At 38.7% G+C, this 17693-nt stretch carries 16 protein-coding genes and 1 pseudogene; 9 read left to right on the top strand and 8 right to left on the bottom strand.

Going from position 1 to position 17693, the window contains the following annotated elements:
• Nucleotides 1-67: 67 nt before the first annotated feature.
• Together ACFFUE_RS08520 and ACFFUE_RS08515 are read right to left on the bottom strand one after the other, a co-directional pair.
• Nucleotides 68-637, bottom strand: a complete 570-nt coding sequence (locus ACFFUE_RS08520; RefSeq protein WP_376834430.1) for a DUF2892 domain-containing protein — start codon at nt 635-637, stop codon at nt 68-70.
• Between the two features lie 58 nt (nt 638-695).
• Entirely contained in the window at nt 696-1190 is a 495-nt protein-coding gene (locus ACFFUE_RS08515; RefSeq protein WP_376834427.1) for a dihydrofolate reductase, read from the bottom strand.
• Between the two features lie 90 nt (nt 1191-1280).
• Here ACFFUE_RS08515 and ACFFUE_RS08510 point away from each other — a divergent pair.
• The 4 genes and pseudogenes from ACFFUE_RS08510 to ACFFUE_RS08495 all read left to right on the top strand — a co-directional run.
• Nucleotides 1281-1493, top strand: a pseudogene (locus tag ACFFUE_RS08510) (LemA family protein); the annotation flags it as partial.
• Nucleotides 1494-1516: 23 nt separating this feature from the next.
• A complete protein-coding gene (locus tag ACFFUE_RS08505; protein ID WP_376834425.1) occupies nt 1517-2125 on the top strand; it encodes a LemA family protein in 609 nt (202 codons plus the stop codon).
• Between the two features lie 9 nt (nt 2126-2134).
• Entirely contained in the window at nt 2135-2563 is a 429-nt protein-coding gene (locus ACFFUE_RS08500) for a TPM domain-containing protein (protein WP_376834423.1), read from the top strand.
• Nucleotides 2544-3317 carry a TPM domain-containing protein gene (locus tag ACFFUE_RS08495; RefSeq protein WP_376834421.1) on the top strand — a complete coding sequence of 258 codons (774 nt, stop codon included), beginning with the start codon at nt 2544-2546 and terminating at the stop codon, nt 3315-3317. The genes ACFFUE_RS08500 and ACFFUE_RS08495 overlap by 20 nt, the downstream gene beginning before the upstream one ends.
• Nucleotides 3318-3375: 58 nt before the next feature.
• Here ACFFUE_RS08495 and ACFFUE_RS08490 read toward each other — a convergent pair whose 3' ends face one another.
• From ACFFUE_RS08490 to ACFFUE_RS08470, 5 genes are all read right to left on the bottom strand, one after another.
• Nucleotides 3376-4383, bottom strand: a complete 1008-nt coding sequence (locus tag ACFFUE_RS08490) for a LuxE/PaaK family acyltransferase (RefSeq protein ID WP_376834419.1) — start codon at nt 4381-4383, stop codon at nt 3376-3378.
• A gap of 6 nt (nt 4384-4389) precedes the next feature.
• Nucleotides 4390-5157: a UDP-2,3-diacylglucosamine diphosphatase gene (locus tag ACFFUE_RS08485; RefSeq protein ID WP_376834417.1), complete on the bottom strand. Its 768-nt coding sequence runs from the start codon at nt 5155-5157 to the stop codon at nt 4390-4392.
• A 32-nt stretch (nt 5158-5189) separates the two neighbouring features.
• A complete protein-coding gene (gene queD, locus ACFFUE_RS08480) occupies nt 5190-5633 on the bottom strand; it encodes a 6-carboxytetrahydropterin synthase QueD (protein ID WP_376834415.1) in 444 nt (147 codons plus the stop codon).
• 482 nt (nt 5634-6115) lie between these two features.
• Nucleotides 6116-6829, bottom strand: coding sequence for a DNA-binding domain-containing protein (locus ACFFUE_RS08475; protein ID WP_376834413.1), 714 nt, complete (start codon nt 6827-6829; stop codon nt 6116-6118).
• 89 nt (nt 6830-6918) lie between these two features.
• On the bottom strand, nt 6919-8676 hold the full coding sequence (locus tag ACFFUE_RS08470) for an autotransporter outer membrane beta-barrel domain-containing protein (RefSeq protein WP_376834411.1): 1758 nt from the start codon (nt 8674-8676) through the stop codon (nt 6919-6921).
• A gap of 1250 nt (nt 8677-9926) precedes the next feature.
• Here ACFFUE_RS08470 and ACFFUE_RS08465 point away from each other — a divergent pair.
• The 4 genes from ACFFUE_RS08465 (at nt 9927) to ACFFUE_RS08450 (ending at nt 13773) form a co-directional block, all read left to right on the top strand.
• Entirely contained in the window at nt 9927-10892 is a 966-nt protein-coding gene (locus ACFFUE_RS08465; protein WP_376834409.1) for a PorP/SprF family type IX secretion system membrane protein, read from the top strand.
• A 323-nt stretch (nt 10893-11215) separates the two neighbouring features.
• Entirely contained in the window at nt 11216-12340 is a 1125-nt protein-coding gene (hemW, locus tag ACFFUE_RS08460; RefSeq protein ID WP_376834407.1) for a radical SAM family heme chaperone HemW, read from the top strand.
• A 285-nt stretch (nt 12341-12625) separates the two neighbouring features.
• Nucleotides 12626-13150, top strand: coding sequence for an outer membrane protein (locus tag ACFFUE_RS08455; RefSeq protein ID WP_376834405.1), 525 nt, complete (start codon nt 12626-12628; stop codon nt 13148-13150).
• A gap of 170 nt (nt 13151-13320) precedes the next feature.
• Complete coding sequence (locus ACFFUE_RS08450; RefSeq protein ID WP_376834403.1) at nt 13321-13773, top strand: hypothetical protein; 453 nt, start codon at nt 13321-13323, stop codon at nt 13771-13773.
• Nucleotides 13774-13905: 132 nt separating this feature from the next.
• Here the strand turns inward: ACFFUE_RS08450 and clpB are convergent, their stop codons facing one another.
• On the bottom strand, nt 13906-16497 hold the full coding sequence (gene clpB, locus ACFFUE_RS08445) for an ATP-dependent chaperone ClpB (protein ID WP_376834401.1): 2592 nt from the start codon (nt 16495-16497) through the stop codon (nt 13906-13908).
• A 283-nt stretch (nt 16498-16780) separates the two neighbouring features.
• Here clpB and ACFFUE_RS08440 point away from each other — a divergent pair, with 283 nt between their 5' ends.
• Nucleotides 16781-17572, top strand: a complete 792-nt coding sequence (locus ACFFUE_RS08440; protein WP_376834399.1) for an enoyl-CoA hydratase/isomerase family protein — start codon at nt 16781-16783, stop codon at nt 17570-17572.
• Nucleotides 17573-17693: the final 121 nt, after the last annotated feature.

Genomic DNA, 17693 nt, shown 5'->3' with positions numbered 1-17693 from the left:
AATTTGTTTGTAGAACAAAAAAACAGATTTTGGCGAATTTAAGCGCAAAAGTCTAGCAATTTAGCATCTAAAAATACTTTCCTCTTTGTCTCATATGAGGATTGTGCATATGTTTTTGCATAGATGGCATTTTCAGCTGGTCTTTCATCATTTTAATTTGCTCGGTCATCATCCCTGCTGTGTCCAATCTTTTAGCCTCTTCTAGCAACTTTTGCCCCTCTTGTTTTCTTCCTTTAGAGATGGCCACTGCCGCCAAGTTTAGGTTTGCCATAGCTCTATCGTGCTTCATATTGAGCCCGTACTCCAATGCTTTTTTCATCAAAGGTTCTATTTTTGCTGGCTGGTCTTGAGCCAATGTCAACCCTTGTAAATAATGAAAATAACCATACTGAGAGCGATGAAGCTGAGATTGATAATTGGTAATTTTAGAAAGCCATTGGGCAGCTTCATTCATTTTCTGTTTTCTCAATTGCCAAAAAGCAAGAAGAATATATTCGTTCTTAAAATATAGCAATATAGGGAATGCTGAAAGTAAAAAAACGACAACGCCCCAGCCTACTTGCCGAGTGAAAAACATCATATAAATTCCCAGACCAATCATTATAGCAGCGATAACAAGCTTTACGATTTTATTCATACTTAAAATTTTGATTTGCAAAGATACAGTAAGTGTTTCAATTTTGAAAGGGAAAGCCTTACAGATTCACCTTCCGTTCCCAAGTCTGAAAATACATATCATACGCATTCTTATCATCTTTTTCGTGGAAAGTTTCATCTACTTTCATCCATTCATTTTCATCTATTTTAGGGAAAAATGTATCGGCTCCCATTGTGGTATTTACTAAGGTAACCTCCAACCTATCTGCTAATCCGATGGTTTGCTCATAGATATTTCCTCCTCCAAGGATGAAAAAATCCTCATCAATCTTCTTTGCAAATTTCAAGGCTTCCTTCAAAGTTCCTACAATAAGAATTCCCTCTTCAAACCAATCTTCCTTTCTAGAAACTACAATATTGGTTCGGTTGGGTAGTGGTTTTCCGATGCTTTCGTAAGTCTTTCTGCCCATTACTACTGGATGCCCAGAAGTAAGTTCCTTAAAATGTTTCAAATCTTTTGGCAGATGCCAAAGCAACTGATTTTGATTCCCTATCTCATTATTGAGCCCCATTGCTACTACAATTGTTATCATTTTTTTTGCTTTTTCGCAAAAATAGCATATAATTTGTATATTTGAGGAATCATTAAACAATTAAAATACTTTTATATTATGAAAGGATGTATGAGTGCGGGCACCATTGGTATCGCTCTATTAATCATCGGTGCAGTATTATTCTTCTGGGGAAAAAACGGTTATAATACCTTCGTTACCCAAGAACAAAATGTCAATAGCAAATGGTCTAATGTGGAAACCGTTTATCAAAAAAGAGCCAATCTTATTCCTAATTTGGAACGCACCGCGAAATCTTACACTCAGTTTGAAGGAGAATCATTAAACAATTAAAATACTTTTATATTATGAAAAACAAAGGATGTATGAGTGCGGGTACCATTGGTATCGCTCTATTAATCATCGGTGCAGTATTATTCTTCTGGGGAAAAAACGGTTATAATACCTTCGTTACCCAAGAGCAAAATGTCAATAGCAAATGGTCTAATGTGGAAACCGTTTATCAAAAAAGAGCCAATCTTATTCCTAATTTGGAACGCACCGTGAAATCTTACGCTCAGTTTGAAAAAGAAACTTTAACCCAAGTGATTGAAGCCCGTTCTAAAGCAACTTCCATCACCGTAGACCCTACCAATATGACGGAGGCTGATATGGCAAGATTCCAAGCGGCACAAGGTGAACTATCTGGTGCATTGAGTCGACTAATGGCTGTAGTGGAGCAATATCCTAACCTAAAAGCCGACCAGCAGTATATCAATTTCCAAAGAGAATATATTGCCATAGAAAATAGCATCCGTGCGGAAACCGTTAATTACAACGGTGCTGTACAAGCGTATAACAATGAGGTAAAACGATTCCCAAACAATATCTTGGCAAATTTTACCAACTTTAGAGAGAAACCTTACTTCAAAGCAGCGGCTGGTGCAGAGAAAGCTCCTGAAGTGTTTACCAACTAAAAAGATGCTATGGGTAAATTCCTTACAGATACAGAAATAGCTTCCCTTGTGGAAGCTATTCAGATGGCAGAGCGTTTCACTACGGGGGAAATTAGAGTTCATATTGATTCTAACACCGAGTGCAATAATGCCAATGTTGCCTTTGAGGTTTTTAAAACATTGTGTATGCATAAAACCGCTGAAAGAAATGGCGTATTATTTCACATCAATTTTGAAAAAAAATACCTCACCATCATAGGAGATGAGGGTATCCACCAGAAAGTGCATCAAGAGTTTTGGGACCACCTGCACGATACACTCACTGCCGAATTTGCTAAAGGAAACTATTTCAACGCCCTGAAAGATGCTATCTTAAAAACCGGGAAAGAATTAAAACAATTTTTTCCTACTAATGATAACCCTGTGAATGAATTATCTGATGAGATTACATTCTCTTAAACCTTTTTTATTTTCATTATTCTTTTTGCTTGGAATCTGGCTTCCAGCACAATATGTTGTACCAAAGAAGCCCGCCCTACTCTATCCTGTATATGATGAAGTAGGCCTACTAACCGAGCAAGAAAAAAAACAACTCAACGAAAAACTGATTCGTTTTGCGGACTCCACCTCCACAGAAATTGAAGTCATCATCATCCCTTCTACCAAAGGGGAAGATGTCAATTTTGTAGCGTGGCAGTTCGGAGAAACTTGGAAAATTGGACAAAAAGATATTAATAATGGCGTAGTTTTCCTCATTGCCACCGAGGATAGAACGATGTCCATACAGCAAGGTAGAGCCGTAGAGCAACACCTTACCGCCTCGGTTGCAGGACAGATTTTAGACTATATCGTAACACCTCATTTTAAACAAGGCCACTGGTACGAAGGTATCGACCGAGGCACCACCGCGATAATAGAAACCGTGCAAGGGAAATTTAAACCTGTAAAAAAACAAAGCAATGATGAATTTTCCCCTCTACAAGTATTCATCATTCTCCTCGTTATCGTGATTCTATTGGTGATTATCTCCCGTAATAATAACGATGATGACGATGTCATTATCTCGCGAAGAGGGCGAAGAAGTTACCCCGGTGGATTTTTCCCATTTCCTATGGGCGGAGGTTTTGGTAGCGGAAGCTCTGGCAGTGGCGGTTTTGGGGGCTTTGGGGGAGGCGGAAGTTTCGGAGGTGGAGGAGCCTCTGGAAGTTGGTAAACCCCAAAATACAACATCAATAAACAATATCCGCAGAAATTCTGTGGATATTATTTTATTATGAAACCAACAAACTACACCCTCTAATATCTGAATGGTCTATTCTGCCTAAAACCTGAAAACTCGGTTGCCAACTGATTTTACCTTTTATAGCATCAATCTTTCCTAAATCTTGCGTCGCAATAAACGCACAAGAATGGCGATTTGCCAAATCAATAATATTGATGGCTCCCGTTCTCCCCTGCTCTACATACGCAAAGGGGTTTTCTGTATTTCTTATCATCACCCGCATCCATTGTGGTGTTTCATAGATATTTTGCCCAAGAGAATAAGCCTGAGAGAGCAGTTCCGTCATAGAATATTCCGAAAAAATCCGCTGAGTCCCAAAGCCTGTTTGCAAGATTTCCAGCAATTCATCTTTGGTCATTTCTTCCTTTCTACCTTTCATTCCACCAGTTTCTATCAGGGTTAAATCGGGATTTTCAGATAAAAACAATTTCTTGTTTTCCAAGAAGTCTAAAAAATCCAAAAGAGCAAACGATACCCCAAAGAGCAATACTTTTTTACCCTTCAGCCGCTGCAGAGTTTCCAATAGTTCAGCGTGATTATAGAGGTAATAGCCGTTTTCTTGATGGGCAGATTGCTTCATCAGGAAATCTACCATATAGATGAGTGAGGAGTGTGGGTTTTCAGAATAATTGGGCAAAAGCCCTAGGAAAACAAAATCTTCTACCCTGCCGATGAACTGCTCAAAACTCTTAGCAATACTAGTTTCATAGAGGGTGAAATCTGCTATATAATGCTTGGAACGCGTCTGTATCTGGGTAGTTCCTGAGCTTTGAAAATAATGTTCTGCGTTGAAATTTCCATCTAAAACCTTGTGATTTTTAAAGATTTCAATCGGCAGAAACGGAATTCCCTCCACCGCAGCTACTTCCGAAGGATGGATATTGAGAAAATCTACAAACTTGCGATATACCTCCACATTATCATACTGATAGCGAAAGGTTTCTAAGCAAGCCTGCTCAAATTCTACTGCATTTTTTATATTGAAAATATTAATCACGATAAGCTATTTATCTTCAAAGGTTTTTAGTTCAAATTCTTTTTCAAAAACGCCAAAAGTGTTATAAGAAATCCAATCACCAAGGTTGATGTATTGGGAAGTTTCGTTCAGTTTCAGCACCATTGGCAAATGCCGATGCCCAAATACAAAGTAATCTATATGCTGATGTTTTAGTTTTTCTTTGGAATAAAGAATCAGAAACTCCTTATCTTCTCCCAAAAACGCTTTATCTTCTTCACCAGAAATCATTTTATTTTTTTGAGAGAGGTACATTGCAATTTTCATTGCTATATCAGGGTGCAACCAGCGAAACGCCCACTGAGCTAGCGGATTGGTAAAGAGTTTTTTCATCCTCTTATAGCCTTTATCGCCTGGCCCTAGCCCATCACCGTGAGCCAATAGAAACCGCTTCCCATTGATTTCAAAGTATTGTTTTTCAAAGAAAACAGGTATCCCCAGCTCCTCTTGAAAGTAATCTTTCATCCACAAATCGTGATTGCCTACGAAGAAATACATCTCAACGCCAGCATCTTTCAGCTCTGCCAGTTTTCCTAAGAGCCGCACATAGCCTTTGGGAACCACATACTGCCATTCGTGCCAAAAATCAAACAAATCACCCATCAGAAATAGGACTTGGGCATCGGTTTTTATTTCATTGAGCCAGCGGATAAACCGCTCTTCTCTGGCTTTGCTTTCTTGGGGTGTGGGTGCTCCAAAATGCTGGTCTGAGCAGAAATACACTTTTTTATCTGGCGATAATTGAATTTTAAGCATTGCTAAATATAATCTTATAATGTGAGGGTATTTTAATTTTCCTCGGCAAACCATTCTCCATAGGAGTTCTCGGTTTCGTGGAGTTTAAGGTAGGCCAATTGTACCCCGCCTGTGAGTTGGCTTTGGATTTTTCGTGCAATCTCGTAGAGCATATTCTCGCAAGTTGGTTGAAAATTGCAATAGATGACCTTATGCCCTTTTTGCTCCAAATCTTCTCCCAATGCCTTATGTGGCGACACGGCATTGATGAGCACCGCGTGATCCCACACATCTACAATTTCTTCTTTTACAATCTTTTTGATGTCGCCAAAATCCACCACCATTCCGTTTTTGGGATGCTCCACATCATTAATGGGGGTTCCCTTTACGGTTACAAACAATTTATAAGAATGTCCGTGCATATTCTTGCATTTGCCATCGTAGTTATATAACACGTGAGCTGTTTCAAAAGTAAAGATTTTGGTAATTCGTATCATAGTGCAAAGATATGAAAGTTAGTTGATAGTTGTCGGTTAATGGTTGATTGTAAATTATTAATTGTAAACTAACTCAAATTGGTTGACAGTTGATGGTTGTCGGTTATTTGCTAAGAAGCTAGAAAGTTAGAGGTTAGAGGTTAGAAAAAAGTCTTTTCTCTTTCTTCTTTTCTCTTTTTTCAAAAAAAAACTCAGCACTCAGCACTCAGCACTTAAAATTGGTTGACAGTTGATGGTGAACTCAAAACTCAAAACTCAGCACTCAAAACTTGAGTTTGGTTGACAGTTGATGGCTGATTGTTAATGGTTAATTATTAATTGTTAATTGTAAACCAACTCAAATTGGTTGACAGTTGTCAGTTGATGGTAGTTTCCCCTTCGGGGGATGAACTGCCCCCAAAAAGTTAGACACTCCGTACAGTGCTGTACGGAGTGTCTGTACTGCTCTATACGGCATATCCGTATAGGTAAGTACTGAGTCTCTATGAAATCACAATATTAATCCCTAAAATATCTGTGCGTGGCTCCTTTAGCAAAGTATTATTGGTACTGCTCTGCGTAGTAACGCTCAGCTCATAGGTGCCCGCCGAAAGCTCTGGTACCAAAATAAGCAAACGCGAAGGCTCATTCAGCACGATATCACTTGCCTCTACTTTTACCTTGGCTTGGGTTTCTACATTGGTGAAGTAGATGCCATTCTCTGCGTGGTCGCCTGAAATCTTGATGTAAGTCCCTCGTATCTCTGCATTTTTGCCCACCGTAAGCGTACCATCGCTCTTACCCGTAGATTTATCTGTAATGCTGAACAAACTCATTGGGCTAGATTGCTCACCGAGGATTTCTACTTTGAGCTGAGCAATCTCCTTCCTTAGCAAGGCTCCTTGATTGATATTGATGTACACCGAGTGCTTCTCTGCGTCCCAAGATTTGCTATGAAACACCCCCTTGATGGCAGGCCGCATCAAGACCAAACCTGTATTAATGCTATACCCACTGGCTACCATCTCTGCAGTCTTGCGATTGAAACGGGAGATGATATCTATAGCGGTCTCTGCCTTTATCTCCATACCCTCTTTGATGAGGGCGGCTACTATCTCTGCAACGCCTACACTACCCACCACTACGGGCGTTGCCACAAAATCACTTTGGTCTTCGGTTAAGAGGTTGGGTCTTAACCACGCATTGAGTTTGCTCATAATACTTTGTTTTAATAAAAATTTATTCTTTCTATTTTTCCCAAAAAGAGGAACATGCTCTAATACATTTATATCATAATAAATCTTTCCTACTTAATTCTAATTCCCCATGCAACATTAGTATTTCTTACCCAAGCCCCACAATTATTATTATCAGAACGATTCACACAAACATCCTCTTTCATCTCTAACCATTCACTCCATTCATATAGAGCATTTGTAGAAAAGTTTGCCCTAATCCAAACGGATTTTCCATTGTGATTTCTTACACAAACCATAACCCTACCAGTATTCATTGCAATTTCCCAACCTAATCTTGATTGAGTACAATCTATATTATCTAAAATCATACCCCCTACCTCTACATTTACTCCAGAAGTACCTGGTACACTTACACCAGCACCACCTGTTCCTCTTTTCAGCACCCCATTAGCATCCGCTACCACCATTCCATCTCCTGTACCTGCTAAAGACTGGATTCTTGTGCTTCCATTTACATAAAGTTTATTAGTAGCATCTGGATTAGCATTGATACCGATATTCCCCGTGCTTAAATTCATCAGAAAACTGTGGTCATAACCGTTGGTGGTTCTATCTGCCAAATAACCATAGAAACCAAAATTATCTCCAAGACCTCCAAGGCTCACAAAATGTCCATTCTGGGTTTCTTGTCTTAGGAATGGATGATAACTATTAGACAATTTCGTAGCTGAAGTAATCCCTTGCGTACCTGTTTTACCAGTAATCCATTGCCCTCCTGCTACCTGAACTCTCATATTTCCTGCTACGTCTAACTTCGCTGCTGGAACATTCGTTCCAATACCTACATTACCCGTTCCTGTAAACATTAGATTATTCCCATTTTGATTCACGGTTCTGGCTCCTGTTAAAGTGCCATTATTAGCATAAATACTCGTATCTGCCGTATTAGCATCCGCTGCGGGTGCCCACGCTGTTCCATTCCATTTTAATACCTGTCCATTGGTAGCTCCCATTTGGTTGAGGTCGGCGGCTACTATAGACTTGTCTACAATCTTAGAAGAATCCACTGAGTTTGCTGCTAAATCTGCCAACGCTACCTGTCCATCGGCTATCTTCGCACTGGTAATCGCGTTATCGGCAATTGCCAATGTCACATTTTTCAGCGTTGCGCCAGCACCGTTACCCACGGTAATGCCTGTACCTGTAAGATTGCCTGCTCCACTGATGGAGGTTGTTGGTAGTGTTCCTGTCTTCAATACCCCCGTAGCATCGGCTAATACTACTCTATCGCCTGTGCCTGCTAAAGACTGGATTCTTGCTCCTCCTCCTACGTGTAATTTTTCAGAAGGAACTCCTCTTGAACCTAATCCAATCCCTAAATTACCATCATCAGTCAATAGCATTTTAGAACCTATGTTAGGTTGGGTAGTAGAGTAAGAATAGTTCCAAAAATGAAGACCTGGTGTATATATTGTAACTGCAGTATTCTTATCAGTCATATTATAAAGCCTCCATCTTGCTCCTTCTGTCTCTCCAGTTTTTAAAGTGTTTTCTAAATCTAAATAACCTCCAATGTTACTACTTCCCGTAGATCTAATACCTCCTACTACATTTAGTTTTTCTGCTGGTGCATCAGTTCCTATTCCTACATTCCCATTATCCAATACAGTTACCATCTTGGTTCCACTGGCATTTTCCAATTCAAAATTTTTGGTAGTGGCATCAGTTCCTGTTAAAGATTTGATGTTGAGTGTAGCACTTGGCGTCATTGTATTAATCCCTACTCTGCCTTCATAAGGGTCATTGCTTTGGGCACTGGCATATCCTACTGCCAACATTCCCACTAAAATAAACTGTTTTTTCATCTTAAATTGGTTTTAAATTATATATTAAACATTATATTTCCTAAGTTTTGAGTGTTGAGTGCTGAGTTTTGAGTTTTCACCATCAACCGACAACCATCAACCATCAACTAATTTTCAGTTTTGAGTGCTGGGTGTTGAGTTAGTTTACAATTAACCATTGACAATTAATAATTAATCAACGACCATTTAAAAAAAAGAGGCTAGTCTGATAAAACTTTTAATACACAACTTTATTAACTTTTTAAACACGAACGAAAAAATCATTTTTTCCTTCTTTTAACGCTCTATCAGTGTGCTAGCCTCTTAGCTTTTCTTATTCTAATCCCGCTGTCCCCCGAAGAACAGCCCCCTGACAAGCCCCCTGTCCCCCGAAGGGGGCAAAGACGCTAATATTATTATTTTTTTTGTTTTTATCCCCCTAACCCCCGAAGGGGGGAACTACCGACAACCGTCAACCATCAACCAACTTCGCGTCTTGGCGGTGAAATATCTATTACCGCAAGGTTCGCAAAGGGTTTCGCAAAGCTTCTGTCCATTCCCCCTTATTTCCATCAGCTGACAACCAATCCTTCCCCCTTCGGGGGAAAGGGGGATATTCGGGGGGGAAAGGGGGAAGAAAGCTTTTGGATAGCAGAATAGCCCAAAAAATATTTTTTGGGCTTATTTTTTATTTCAAAATTATTTTTGTAAAATACGCACAGGCACGCGTCTATACTAAGATATAGCGACGGTGAGTCTGTGTGTGTGTGTGTGTGTGTGTGTGTGTGTTTACACAATTATCCGAAACTACCAAATTATTGAGGTGGTTTTTTGTATTTTTTTGTTGTAATATGTGGATATTGTGTCTCATAAGAATGGAGCAAAGGTAATACTTTTTTGGAAATGAGCAAATTAAATTTTAGTTTTTGGTCATTGAAGAAAGAGGAAAGAACAAAGAGAAAAGACTTTTTTCTAACCTCTAACCTTCTAGCTTCTTAGCAAATAACCAGCAACCGACAACTATCAACTATCAACCAATTCTATTCTAATTTAGGTCAAATGCACGAAATTTATAATCCGTTAATAACTAGTAATTTGCATTTTCGTTATTCTCTATTAAAGCAATTAAGACTAAATCTTAAAGCATTGATAATCAATACATATATTTAGCAAATATCTTCAAAATATAATTCCGTGCGTTTAGCCTAGATATTCCCCATAGCTTGCGTTCCTATAAAAAGTAGTACTTTTGTTTAGAAATATTTAGATAGATGAAATTTATTGTTCGGTTCATATTAGTTTGTGTAGCGGGGGTGTTATCCGCTCAGGAGTCGTTGCCTACCTATCAGCAATATCTTTTAGGAGGGCAATATTTACTCAATCCTGCTCATTATGGAGCAACGGATGATGTGATAATCCACGGTACTTATCATAAGCAATTTGCAAAAGCAGAGGAGTCTCCTAATGTGCAGACAATAGGGCTTCACGCCAATGTAGTGGATAGATTGGGCGTAGGGCTTGCTTTTTTCAGAGACCAAAACGGGCCTATTTCTGCTAATGGTATTACGGTAGGGGCGTCTTATTTTATCCCTTTGAGCGATGATGGCGATAGAAAAGACCAGTTTTCATTCGGTACAGCGGTCAATTTTTATAATATGAATATAGATTTAGCCTTGCTGAATCCTCAGGAAGTGGGCGACCCATTGCTTCAAGATGGTACCAATAGCGTCTTTATGGCATATAATAATATCGGGGCTCAGTTTTCGTATAGGAATTTCTTTGGAGGACTTTCTGTATTGGATATTCCCCTTACCAGCGATAGAGCTATTGTTAATGGCATAGAGCCAACGCCTACCAAATACCTTCTGAATGCGGGGTATGATTGGCAGTTTGCCGAAGGTATCTCTGTAGAACCTTCTATTTTGCTTAATCTCAATACCAACTCTTCCCGAATGATAGATGTAAATCTTCTGGCAAAATTCTTTAATGATACCAATCTCTTCACAGCGGGAGTAAGTTTTAGAGCAGCACGCGACCAAGTGGGAGGGCAGCAGCTGAGTCTTTCCCCTATCATCAAAGGGACTATCAATAGGTTTACTTTTGGGGCATCTTATAGTTTCGGAATGTCAGAAATTCATCAGCATTTGGGTAATGGTTTTGCCTTGAGTATTGGATATAATTTTGAGAATTTTATTAATACAAGAGGATTTAGGTATAGGTTGGGTATTAGATGTTAGAAGTTAGATATTAGAGGGCTGTAGGGGTAATTGTTAATTGTCAATGGTTAATTGTAAAACAACTCAAAACTAATTTGGTTGTCGGTTGATAGTTGTTGGTTGATGGTCTTTTCTCTTTCTTCTTTTTTCAAAACTCAGCACTCAAAACTGAAAATTAGTTGATGGTCGTCGGTTGTCGGTTGATGGTGAAAACTCAACATTCAGCACTCAGTACTCAACACTTATTAAGTTGGTTGATAGTTAGTGGTCTTTTCTCTTTCTTCTTTCCTCTTTCTTCAAAAAACCTTAAAACTCAACACTCAAAATTCAAAACTTAAAATCTAATGCTTTATATTCACATTCCGTTTTGTAAGCAAAAATGCAGCTATTGCAACTTTCATTTTTCTACTTCGCTGAAGTTGAAAGATGCGATGCTAAATGCCATAAAAAAAGAAATCGAATTAAGGAAAGATGAGCTGAATGACAAGCGTTTGAAATCCCTCTATTTCGGTGGTGGTACGCCTTCTGTGCTTTCGGGAGAAGATATTGCTAGGCTGATAGATGAGGTGCTGAAATACTTTAGCTTTGATGAAAATATAGAAATTACCCTTGAAGCCAATCCAGATGATTTGGATTCAAGATTTTTAAAACAACTCTCGCAGACGCCTATCAATAGGCTATCCATCGGAACTCAAAGTTTCTATGATGAAGATTTGAAACTGATGAATAGAGCTCACGATGCTTCACAAGCAGAGGATTCCATCAAACGGGCTCAAGATTTTGGTTTTCAAAATCTTAGTATTGATTTAATCTATGGCTCGCCTACTTCTAATTTTGAAATTTGGAAAGGTAATTTGCAGAAAACCATTGCTTTAGAAATTCCTCATATCTCTTCCTACGCCCTTACGGTGGAGCCGAAAACGGCTTTGAACAGTTGGGTGAAATCTCAAAAAGTAAAATCCCCCGAGGAGCAATTGCAAAATGAGGCATTCCATTATATGTCTGATTTTTTGAAGGAAAATGGTTTTATTCATTATGAGATTTCTAACTTTAGCCGACCCAATTTTGAGTCCAAGCACAATTCAGCCTATTGGAAATATCAGGAATATCTGGGCATAGGGCCGTCTGCACATTCCTATAATGGAGGCGATAGGCGAAGTTGGAATGTGGCTAATAATACGCATTATATCCAAGCGATAGAAGGCAATCGGCTAGCATTAGAGACAGAGATTTTATCCGAAAAAGACCGCTTCAATGAAATGCTGATGATAGGCTTGCGAACGATTTGGGGAGTAGATTTACAACAATTAGCACAGGCTTTTTCAGAAGAGGTATTACGGCATTATCAAAAAGAAGTCCAAGCGAAAATAGCTGATGGGCTTTTAGTAGTAGAGAACAACCATCTTAAAATCCCTGAAAAACATTGGTTTTTAGCCGATGGCATTGCATCAGATTTATTTTTGGTGTAGCAAGTATTGTTACCAGAAGGCTAAACCATAGATTATTACTTATTCGGTTTTAAATCAATTTTTCTAGTGGTTAATCCCTTGATATTTTTTTTTGATGAGGCATATAAACGAGAAAAGATGATGATAAATAACCTAGATTAACATTGAATTTTGAGGAGCCCAAAAGTTTATTCTATAAATTTGCAACCTAAAAATTGCACTTGGGGGTTGAATCCGCCTGATAACATTTTGATTTTTTATTAATAATTCATAAATTCGCAACTATTAAATTTTTAAATAAAAAAAATGAAAAAAGTATTATTACTTGGTGCTGTAGCAATAGCATCATTCGCTTTCGGACAAAGAGTTCAAAAAGGAGAAACTCAACTTAATGCAGGACTAGGACTTGGCAACTCTTGGGGTGGGCTTCCTATCTATGCAGGGGTAGACTATGGTATCCACGATGATATCACTATTGGAGCTCAAGCCAGCTTCGCAAACAAAACCGATAAATTAACAGGAGGCTATGAGCAAAAGCTTAATTGGTTCTCTGTGGGAGCCAACGGAAACTACCACTTTAATAGACTTTTAAATATCCCTAATAACTGGGATTTGTACGCTGGTGTTTCTTTGGTGTACAACAAGGTTTCTTATAAAGACAATGTTTCTAATAATCTTGGAATAGATATTTCAGGTGACTCTTCCTCATTCGGGCTTGCTGGTCAGGTAGGGGCTAGATACTACTTCACAAACAACTTGGGTCTTAATGTTGAGTTCGGAGGTGGCGATTTTGCTTCCGGAGGTAAAGTAGGAATTTCATATAAGTTCTAAAATTTTAAATACCCTAATAGCAATCCGTTTCAGAATACTCTGAAACGGATTTTATTATTCTTTCTTATTAACAAAAACCCATCTGAACCGTCTCATAGCTCTTTCGGAGGCTTCTTAGTCTACAAAAAAATTTATATTTGTCTACAACAAATAATAAAAAACATTGAAATATGGGAAAATACACAAAAGAAATCATCGCATTCTTAGAGGATGAGCGGGATGATATTAGCGATTGGATCAATCAATTTCCACTACAAGACCAGCCCAATATAATGCGTGAAATGAAAAATTATACACAAAAAAAAGCCATAGAAAATGGGCATTATGATTTTGCGACAAGCCTGAGTGATTTTGATGAAAAGATAGACGATTTTGAGAACTGCGTTATTGATACTCTTGCTATACGGCAACAGCAGGAGGAAAACGAGAAAAAAATTCAACAACTCCGTGAGCAAATGGATAAGCAGGTTACCGAAATAAAAAATAAAATCATTGAAGGAGTGTTGGCACAAGATGAAAACTCTGAGGCTTGTTTAGATTTAGCAAAAAAATTAATACATCTTTTCAAAGAAAACAACATCTATGATGAGGAGGATTGGCAACCCATATTACATCTGTTGTAAAACTAAAAGACAACGGTCTTATGGTTAACCTGAGAATTCTTCCAAACAAAATTCCTCTCTTATAGGAATACAAAAAAATCCGTTTCAGAGCGTTCTGAAACGGATTTCTTTATCAATTATCAATCATTTTCATTATTCTGTAGGTCTAAAAACCAATCCACTTTCTGGGAAATAATCCAAGGTAATGCGGTCGCCATCGTTGATATTCCCTGCGAGTACTTCTTTGGACAATCGGTTGAGAACCTCCTGCTGTACCACGCGTTTCAATGGTCTCGCACCGAAACTTGGGTCATAACCTTTCTTCAGGATAAAATCCACTGCATCTTGTGTCGCTGTTAAGAAAATATTGCGTTTTTCCAACATCTTGTTGATGCTTCTCAATTGGAAATGTATAATTTTGCCCACTTCGGATTTACTCAATGGCTGGAACAATACCGTTTCATCTATTCTATTCAAAAACTCTGGACGAAGCGTTTGTTTCAATAAATCAAAAACTTCCGCTTTGGTTTTTTCTACAATTTCATACTGATTCTCTTCATTCAAGTTTTCAAAATTCTCCTGAATCAAATGAGAACCCATATTGGAGGTCATAATGATAATGGTGTTTTTGAAATTTACCACTCGCCCTTTGTTATCAGTCAATCGCCCATCGTCCAAAACTTGTAATAAAGTATTGAACACATCTGGGTGAGCCTTCTCTATCTCATCTAAAAGCACCACAGAATAAGGTCTTCTACGCACTGCTTCAGTCAGTTGCCCTCCTTCATCATAGCCCACATATCCCGGAGGAGCTCCCACCAATCTGGATACACTATGGCGTTCCTGATATTCACTCATATCAATACGCGTCATATTATTCTCATCATCGAACAAAAATTCCGCCAATGCCTTTGCCAGCTCTGTTTTCCCTACTCCCGTAGTTCCTAAAAACAGGAATGAACCTATTGGTTTTTTCTCATCATTAAGCCCTGCACGGTTTCTTCTAATAGCGTTCGCCACCGCTTCTATAGCTTCCTCTTGCCCTACCACGCGTTTGTGAAGTTCTTCCTCCAAATGCAAGAGCTTTTCTCTCTCACTCTGAAGCAGTTTCGTAACGGGAATTCCCGTCCATTTAGAAATCACTTCCGAAATATTTTCCGCAGTAACTTCCTCTTTCACCAGCTCATTTTGCTCATTCTGCATTGCCAGTTCCAATTTTTGGAGTTCCTCTTCTTTTTCGCGAAGTTTCCCATATTGGATTTCCGAAACTTTAGCATAATCCCCTTGTCTTTGAGCTCTTTCCGCTTCCAGTTTCAAGGTTTCAATATCTTTTTTTATCTGGGTTAAATCTTCAGATTTTTGCTTTTCTTGAAGCCATTTCGCATTGATTTCGTTGCGTTGCTCGGTTACTTTGGCGATATCTTCTTTCAGATGGTCTATTTTGGTCTGATTACCCTCTCGGGAAATAGCAGCCAATTCTATCTCCATCTGCATCAGTTTTCGGTCTAAAACATCGAGTTCTTCGGGTTTGGAGTTGATTTCCATACGGAGTTTTGCCGAAGCTTCATCAATCAAATCAATGGCTTTATCGGGTAAAAATCGATCGGAAATATAGCGTTGCGACATCTCCACCGCAGCGATAATCGCCTCATCTTTAATTCTGATTTTATGGTGAAACTCGTACTTATCCTTAATACCTCTCAAGATGGAAATAGCAGATTCCGTGTCGGGTTCTTCCACCATTACTTTTTGGAAACGGCGTTCCAAGGCTTTATCTTTCTCAAAATATTTTTGATATTCGTTCAAAGTAGTCGCTCCAATGGCTCTCAACTCTCCTCTCGCCAAGGCAGGCTTTAGGATATTGGCAGCATCCATCGCACCTTCGCCACCGCCAGCCCCTACAAGGGTGTGAATTTCATCGATGAAAAGAATGATTTGTCCATCGGATTTTATCACTTCATTCACCACAGATTTTAGCCTTTCTTCAAACTCGCCCTTATATTTTGCCCCAGCAATTAAGGCTCCCATATCTAAGGAATAAAGCGTTTTATCCATCAGATTTTCAGGGACATCACCAGATATAATACGGTGAGCAATACCTTCTGCAATGGCGGTTTTCCCTACCCCGGGCTCACCTATCAAAATCGGGTTGTTTTTGGTTCTTCGGGAAAGGATTTGCAAAACTCTACGGATTTCCTCATCTCTACCGATAACGGGATCAAGCTTTCCTTCTGCCGCCAATTCGTTAAAGTTTTTAGCGTATTTACTCAAACTTTGATAAGTTTCCTCCGAGCTTGCAGAAGTTGCCTTTGAACCTTTACGAAGCTCCTTAATCCCTCCTTCCAAAAGCGACTTAGTAACGCCCATATCTTTCAGCAAAGTAGAAACAGGCGAAGAAATTTCTATCAATGCCAACCAAAGATGCTCTATGGTAACGAACTCATCGCCCATTTTTTTCGCAATATTCGGAGCATCTAAAAGGATTCTGCTCAATGCCTGAGATGGATAAAGATTTCCACCTTCTACTTTGGGTAATTTTTCAATATTTTCTCGGTTTCGCTCTCTAATCAATGTGGCATCTGCCTCCGATTTTTTCAATAGGAACGACGAGATATTCTCATCTGTTTGGAAAATTCCCTCCAACAAATGTTGCGGTTCTAAACTCTGATTTCCAAATTCTAAAGCAATCTGCTGTGCTTTCTGAATGGACTCTTGTGATTTTACGGTATATTGGTTTAAATTCATAGCTTTACTTTATTTAATATTAAATGATTTAAGGATTGAAAAATTAAAAGATTTAATGATTAAAAAATATCCTTACTTTTAAACTTTTCTTCTAATTTTCGATTGGTAATGCACAAAAACCATACAATCGTAAAAAAATATAAAAATAAAGACAAAATTTCCGAAAGCTACCTGTTTTCGCTTCTAAAACAAGTCAAAATTTCCGATTTTATTTATTTTAATACCTTTCGTCAATGTCAAAAATAATCATTATCTTCGGAATCCAAACCTAAACGATTTTAGTATGTATCAAGAAATCGAAATAGAAGAATATTTTGAAGGGAAGATCGCCATCGCCTATCTCAATCAGCCACAGAGTTTTAACAGCCTCAACCGCACAATGCTGAAAGAGCTTTACCAGTTTGTAGAAGCGTATGAAGGAAAGGAACATATCCACTGTTTGGCAATATCGGGACGCGGCAAGGCTTTTTGTTCTGGGCAAAACTTGAAAGACATTTTAGATGTCAATCTTTCCGAAGATACCATTGCTTCTATAATGAATGATTATTACAATCCTTTGGTGAAAAAAATTGCGGAAAGCTCCAAACCTATTATTTCTTTGGTGAATGGCCCTGCGGTGGGTGCGGGAGCAATGCTGGCACTCATCTGTGATTTTAGCATCGCAACAGAATCTGCTTATTTCTCTCAAGCCTTTGTTAATATTGGCTTAATTCCAGATACGGGTGGTACTTACTTCTTACCTCGTCTTTTAGGACGGCAGATGGCTAATTACCTTGCCTTTACAGGGGTGAAAGTTTCAGCTGCTGAGGCGTTGCAATTGGGATTGATAGCAAAAGTATTCCCAGATGAAGATTTTGAGAGTCAATCTTTTGAAATTCTGGAACAACTTTCCAATGCCCCTACCCTAGCCATTGGGCTGATGAAAAGAGCAATGTCTATGTCCTCACAAAACACCTTAGATGCACAACTCTCTTTAGAAAGCGAACTTCAGCAGGTGGCTTCGGAAACCCAAGACTTCAAAGAGGGCGTGAACGCTTTTCTAGAAAAAAGAAAGCCTGTGTATAGGGGAGAATAGAAGTTAGAGGGTTAGAGGTTAAAGGTTAGAGGTTAGAAAATTAGAAAAAATAAAACAATTCGTTTAATTCAGATTTTGCATTAGAAATTTTATTTCGTATTGAGCTATAAATTAACAATAT

The organism is Bergeyella porcorum, assembly GCF_042427575.1.
Taxonomy (GTDB): domain Bacteria; phylum Bacteroidota; class Bacteroidia; order Flavobacteriales; family Weeksellaceae; genus Bergeyella; species Bergeyella porcorum.
The sequence above is the reverse complement of the archived record's forward strand: the minus strand, read 5'-3'. Positions and strand labels throughout refer to the sequence as shown.

Excerpts from the sequence above, each read along its gene's own strand:
- ACFFUE_RS08520 (WP_376834430.1), bottom strand. The coding sequence starts at position 637 with ATGAATAAAATCGTAAAGCTTGTTATCGCTGCTATAATGATTGGTCTG.
- ACFFUE_RS08515 (WP_376834427.1), bottom strand. The coding sequence starts at position 1,190 with ATGATAACAATTGTAGTAGCAATGGGGCTCAATAATGAGATAGGGAAT.
- ACFFUE_RS08505 (WP_376834425.1), top strand. The coding sequence starts at position 1,517 with ATGAAAAACAAAGGATGTATGAGTGCGGGTACCATTGGTATCGCTCTA.
- ACFFUE_RS08500 (WP_376834423.1), top strand. The coding sequence starts at position 2,135 with ATGGGTAAATTCCTTACAGATACAGAAATAGCTTCCCTTGTGGAAGCT.
- ACFFUE_RS08495 (WP_376834421.1), top strand. The coding sequence starts at position 2,544 with ATGAGATTACATTCTCTTAAACCTTTTTTATTTTCATTATTCTTTTTG.
- ACFFUE_RS08485 (WP_376834417.1), bottom strand. The coding sequence starts at position 5,157 with ATGCTTAAAATTCAATTATCGCCAGATAAAAAAGTGTATTTCTGCTCA.
- queD (WP_376834415.1), bottom strand. The coding sequence starts at position 5,633 with ATGATACGAATTACCAAAATCTTTACTTTTGAAACAGCTCACGTGTTA.
- ACFFUE_RS08475 (WP_376834413.1), bottom strand. The coding sequence starts at position 6,829 with ATGAGCAAACTCAATGCGTGGTTAAGACCCAACCTCTTAACCGAAGAC.
- ACFFUE_RS08470 (WP_376834411.1), bottom strand. The coding sequence starts at position 8,676 with ATGAAAAAACAGTTTATTTTAGTGGGAATGTTGGCAGTAGGATATGCC.
- ACFFUE_RS08465 (WP_376834409.1), top strand. The coding sequence starts at position 9,927 with ATGAAATTTATTGTTCGGTTCATATTAGTTTGTGTAGCGGGGGTGTTA.
- hemW (WP_376834407.1), top strand. The coding sequence starts at position 11,216 with ATGCTTTATATTCACATTCCGTTTTGTAAGCAAAAATGCAGCTATTGC.
- ACFFUE_RS08455 (WP_376834405.1), top strand. The coding sequence starts at position 12,626 with ATGAAAAAAGTATTATTACTTGGTGCTGTAGCAATAGCATCATTCGCT.
- ACFFUE_RS08450 (WP_376834403.1), top strand. The coding sequence starts at position 13,321 with ATGGGAAAATACACAAAAGAAATCATCGCATTCTTAGAGGATGAGCGG.
- clpB (WP_376834401.1), bottom strand. The coding sequence starts at position 16,497 with ATGAATTTAAACCAATATACCGTAAAATCACAAGAGTCCATTCAGAAA.
- ACFFUE_RS08440 (WP_376834399.1), top strand. The coding sequence starts at position 16,781 with ATGTATCAAGAAATCGAAATAGAAGAATATTTTGAAGGGAAGATCGCC.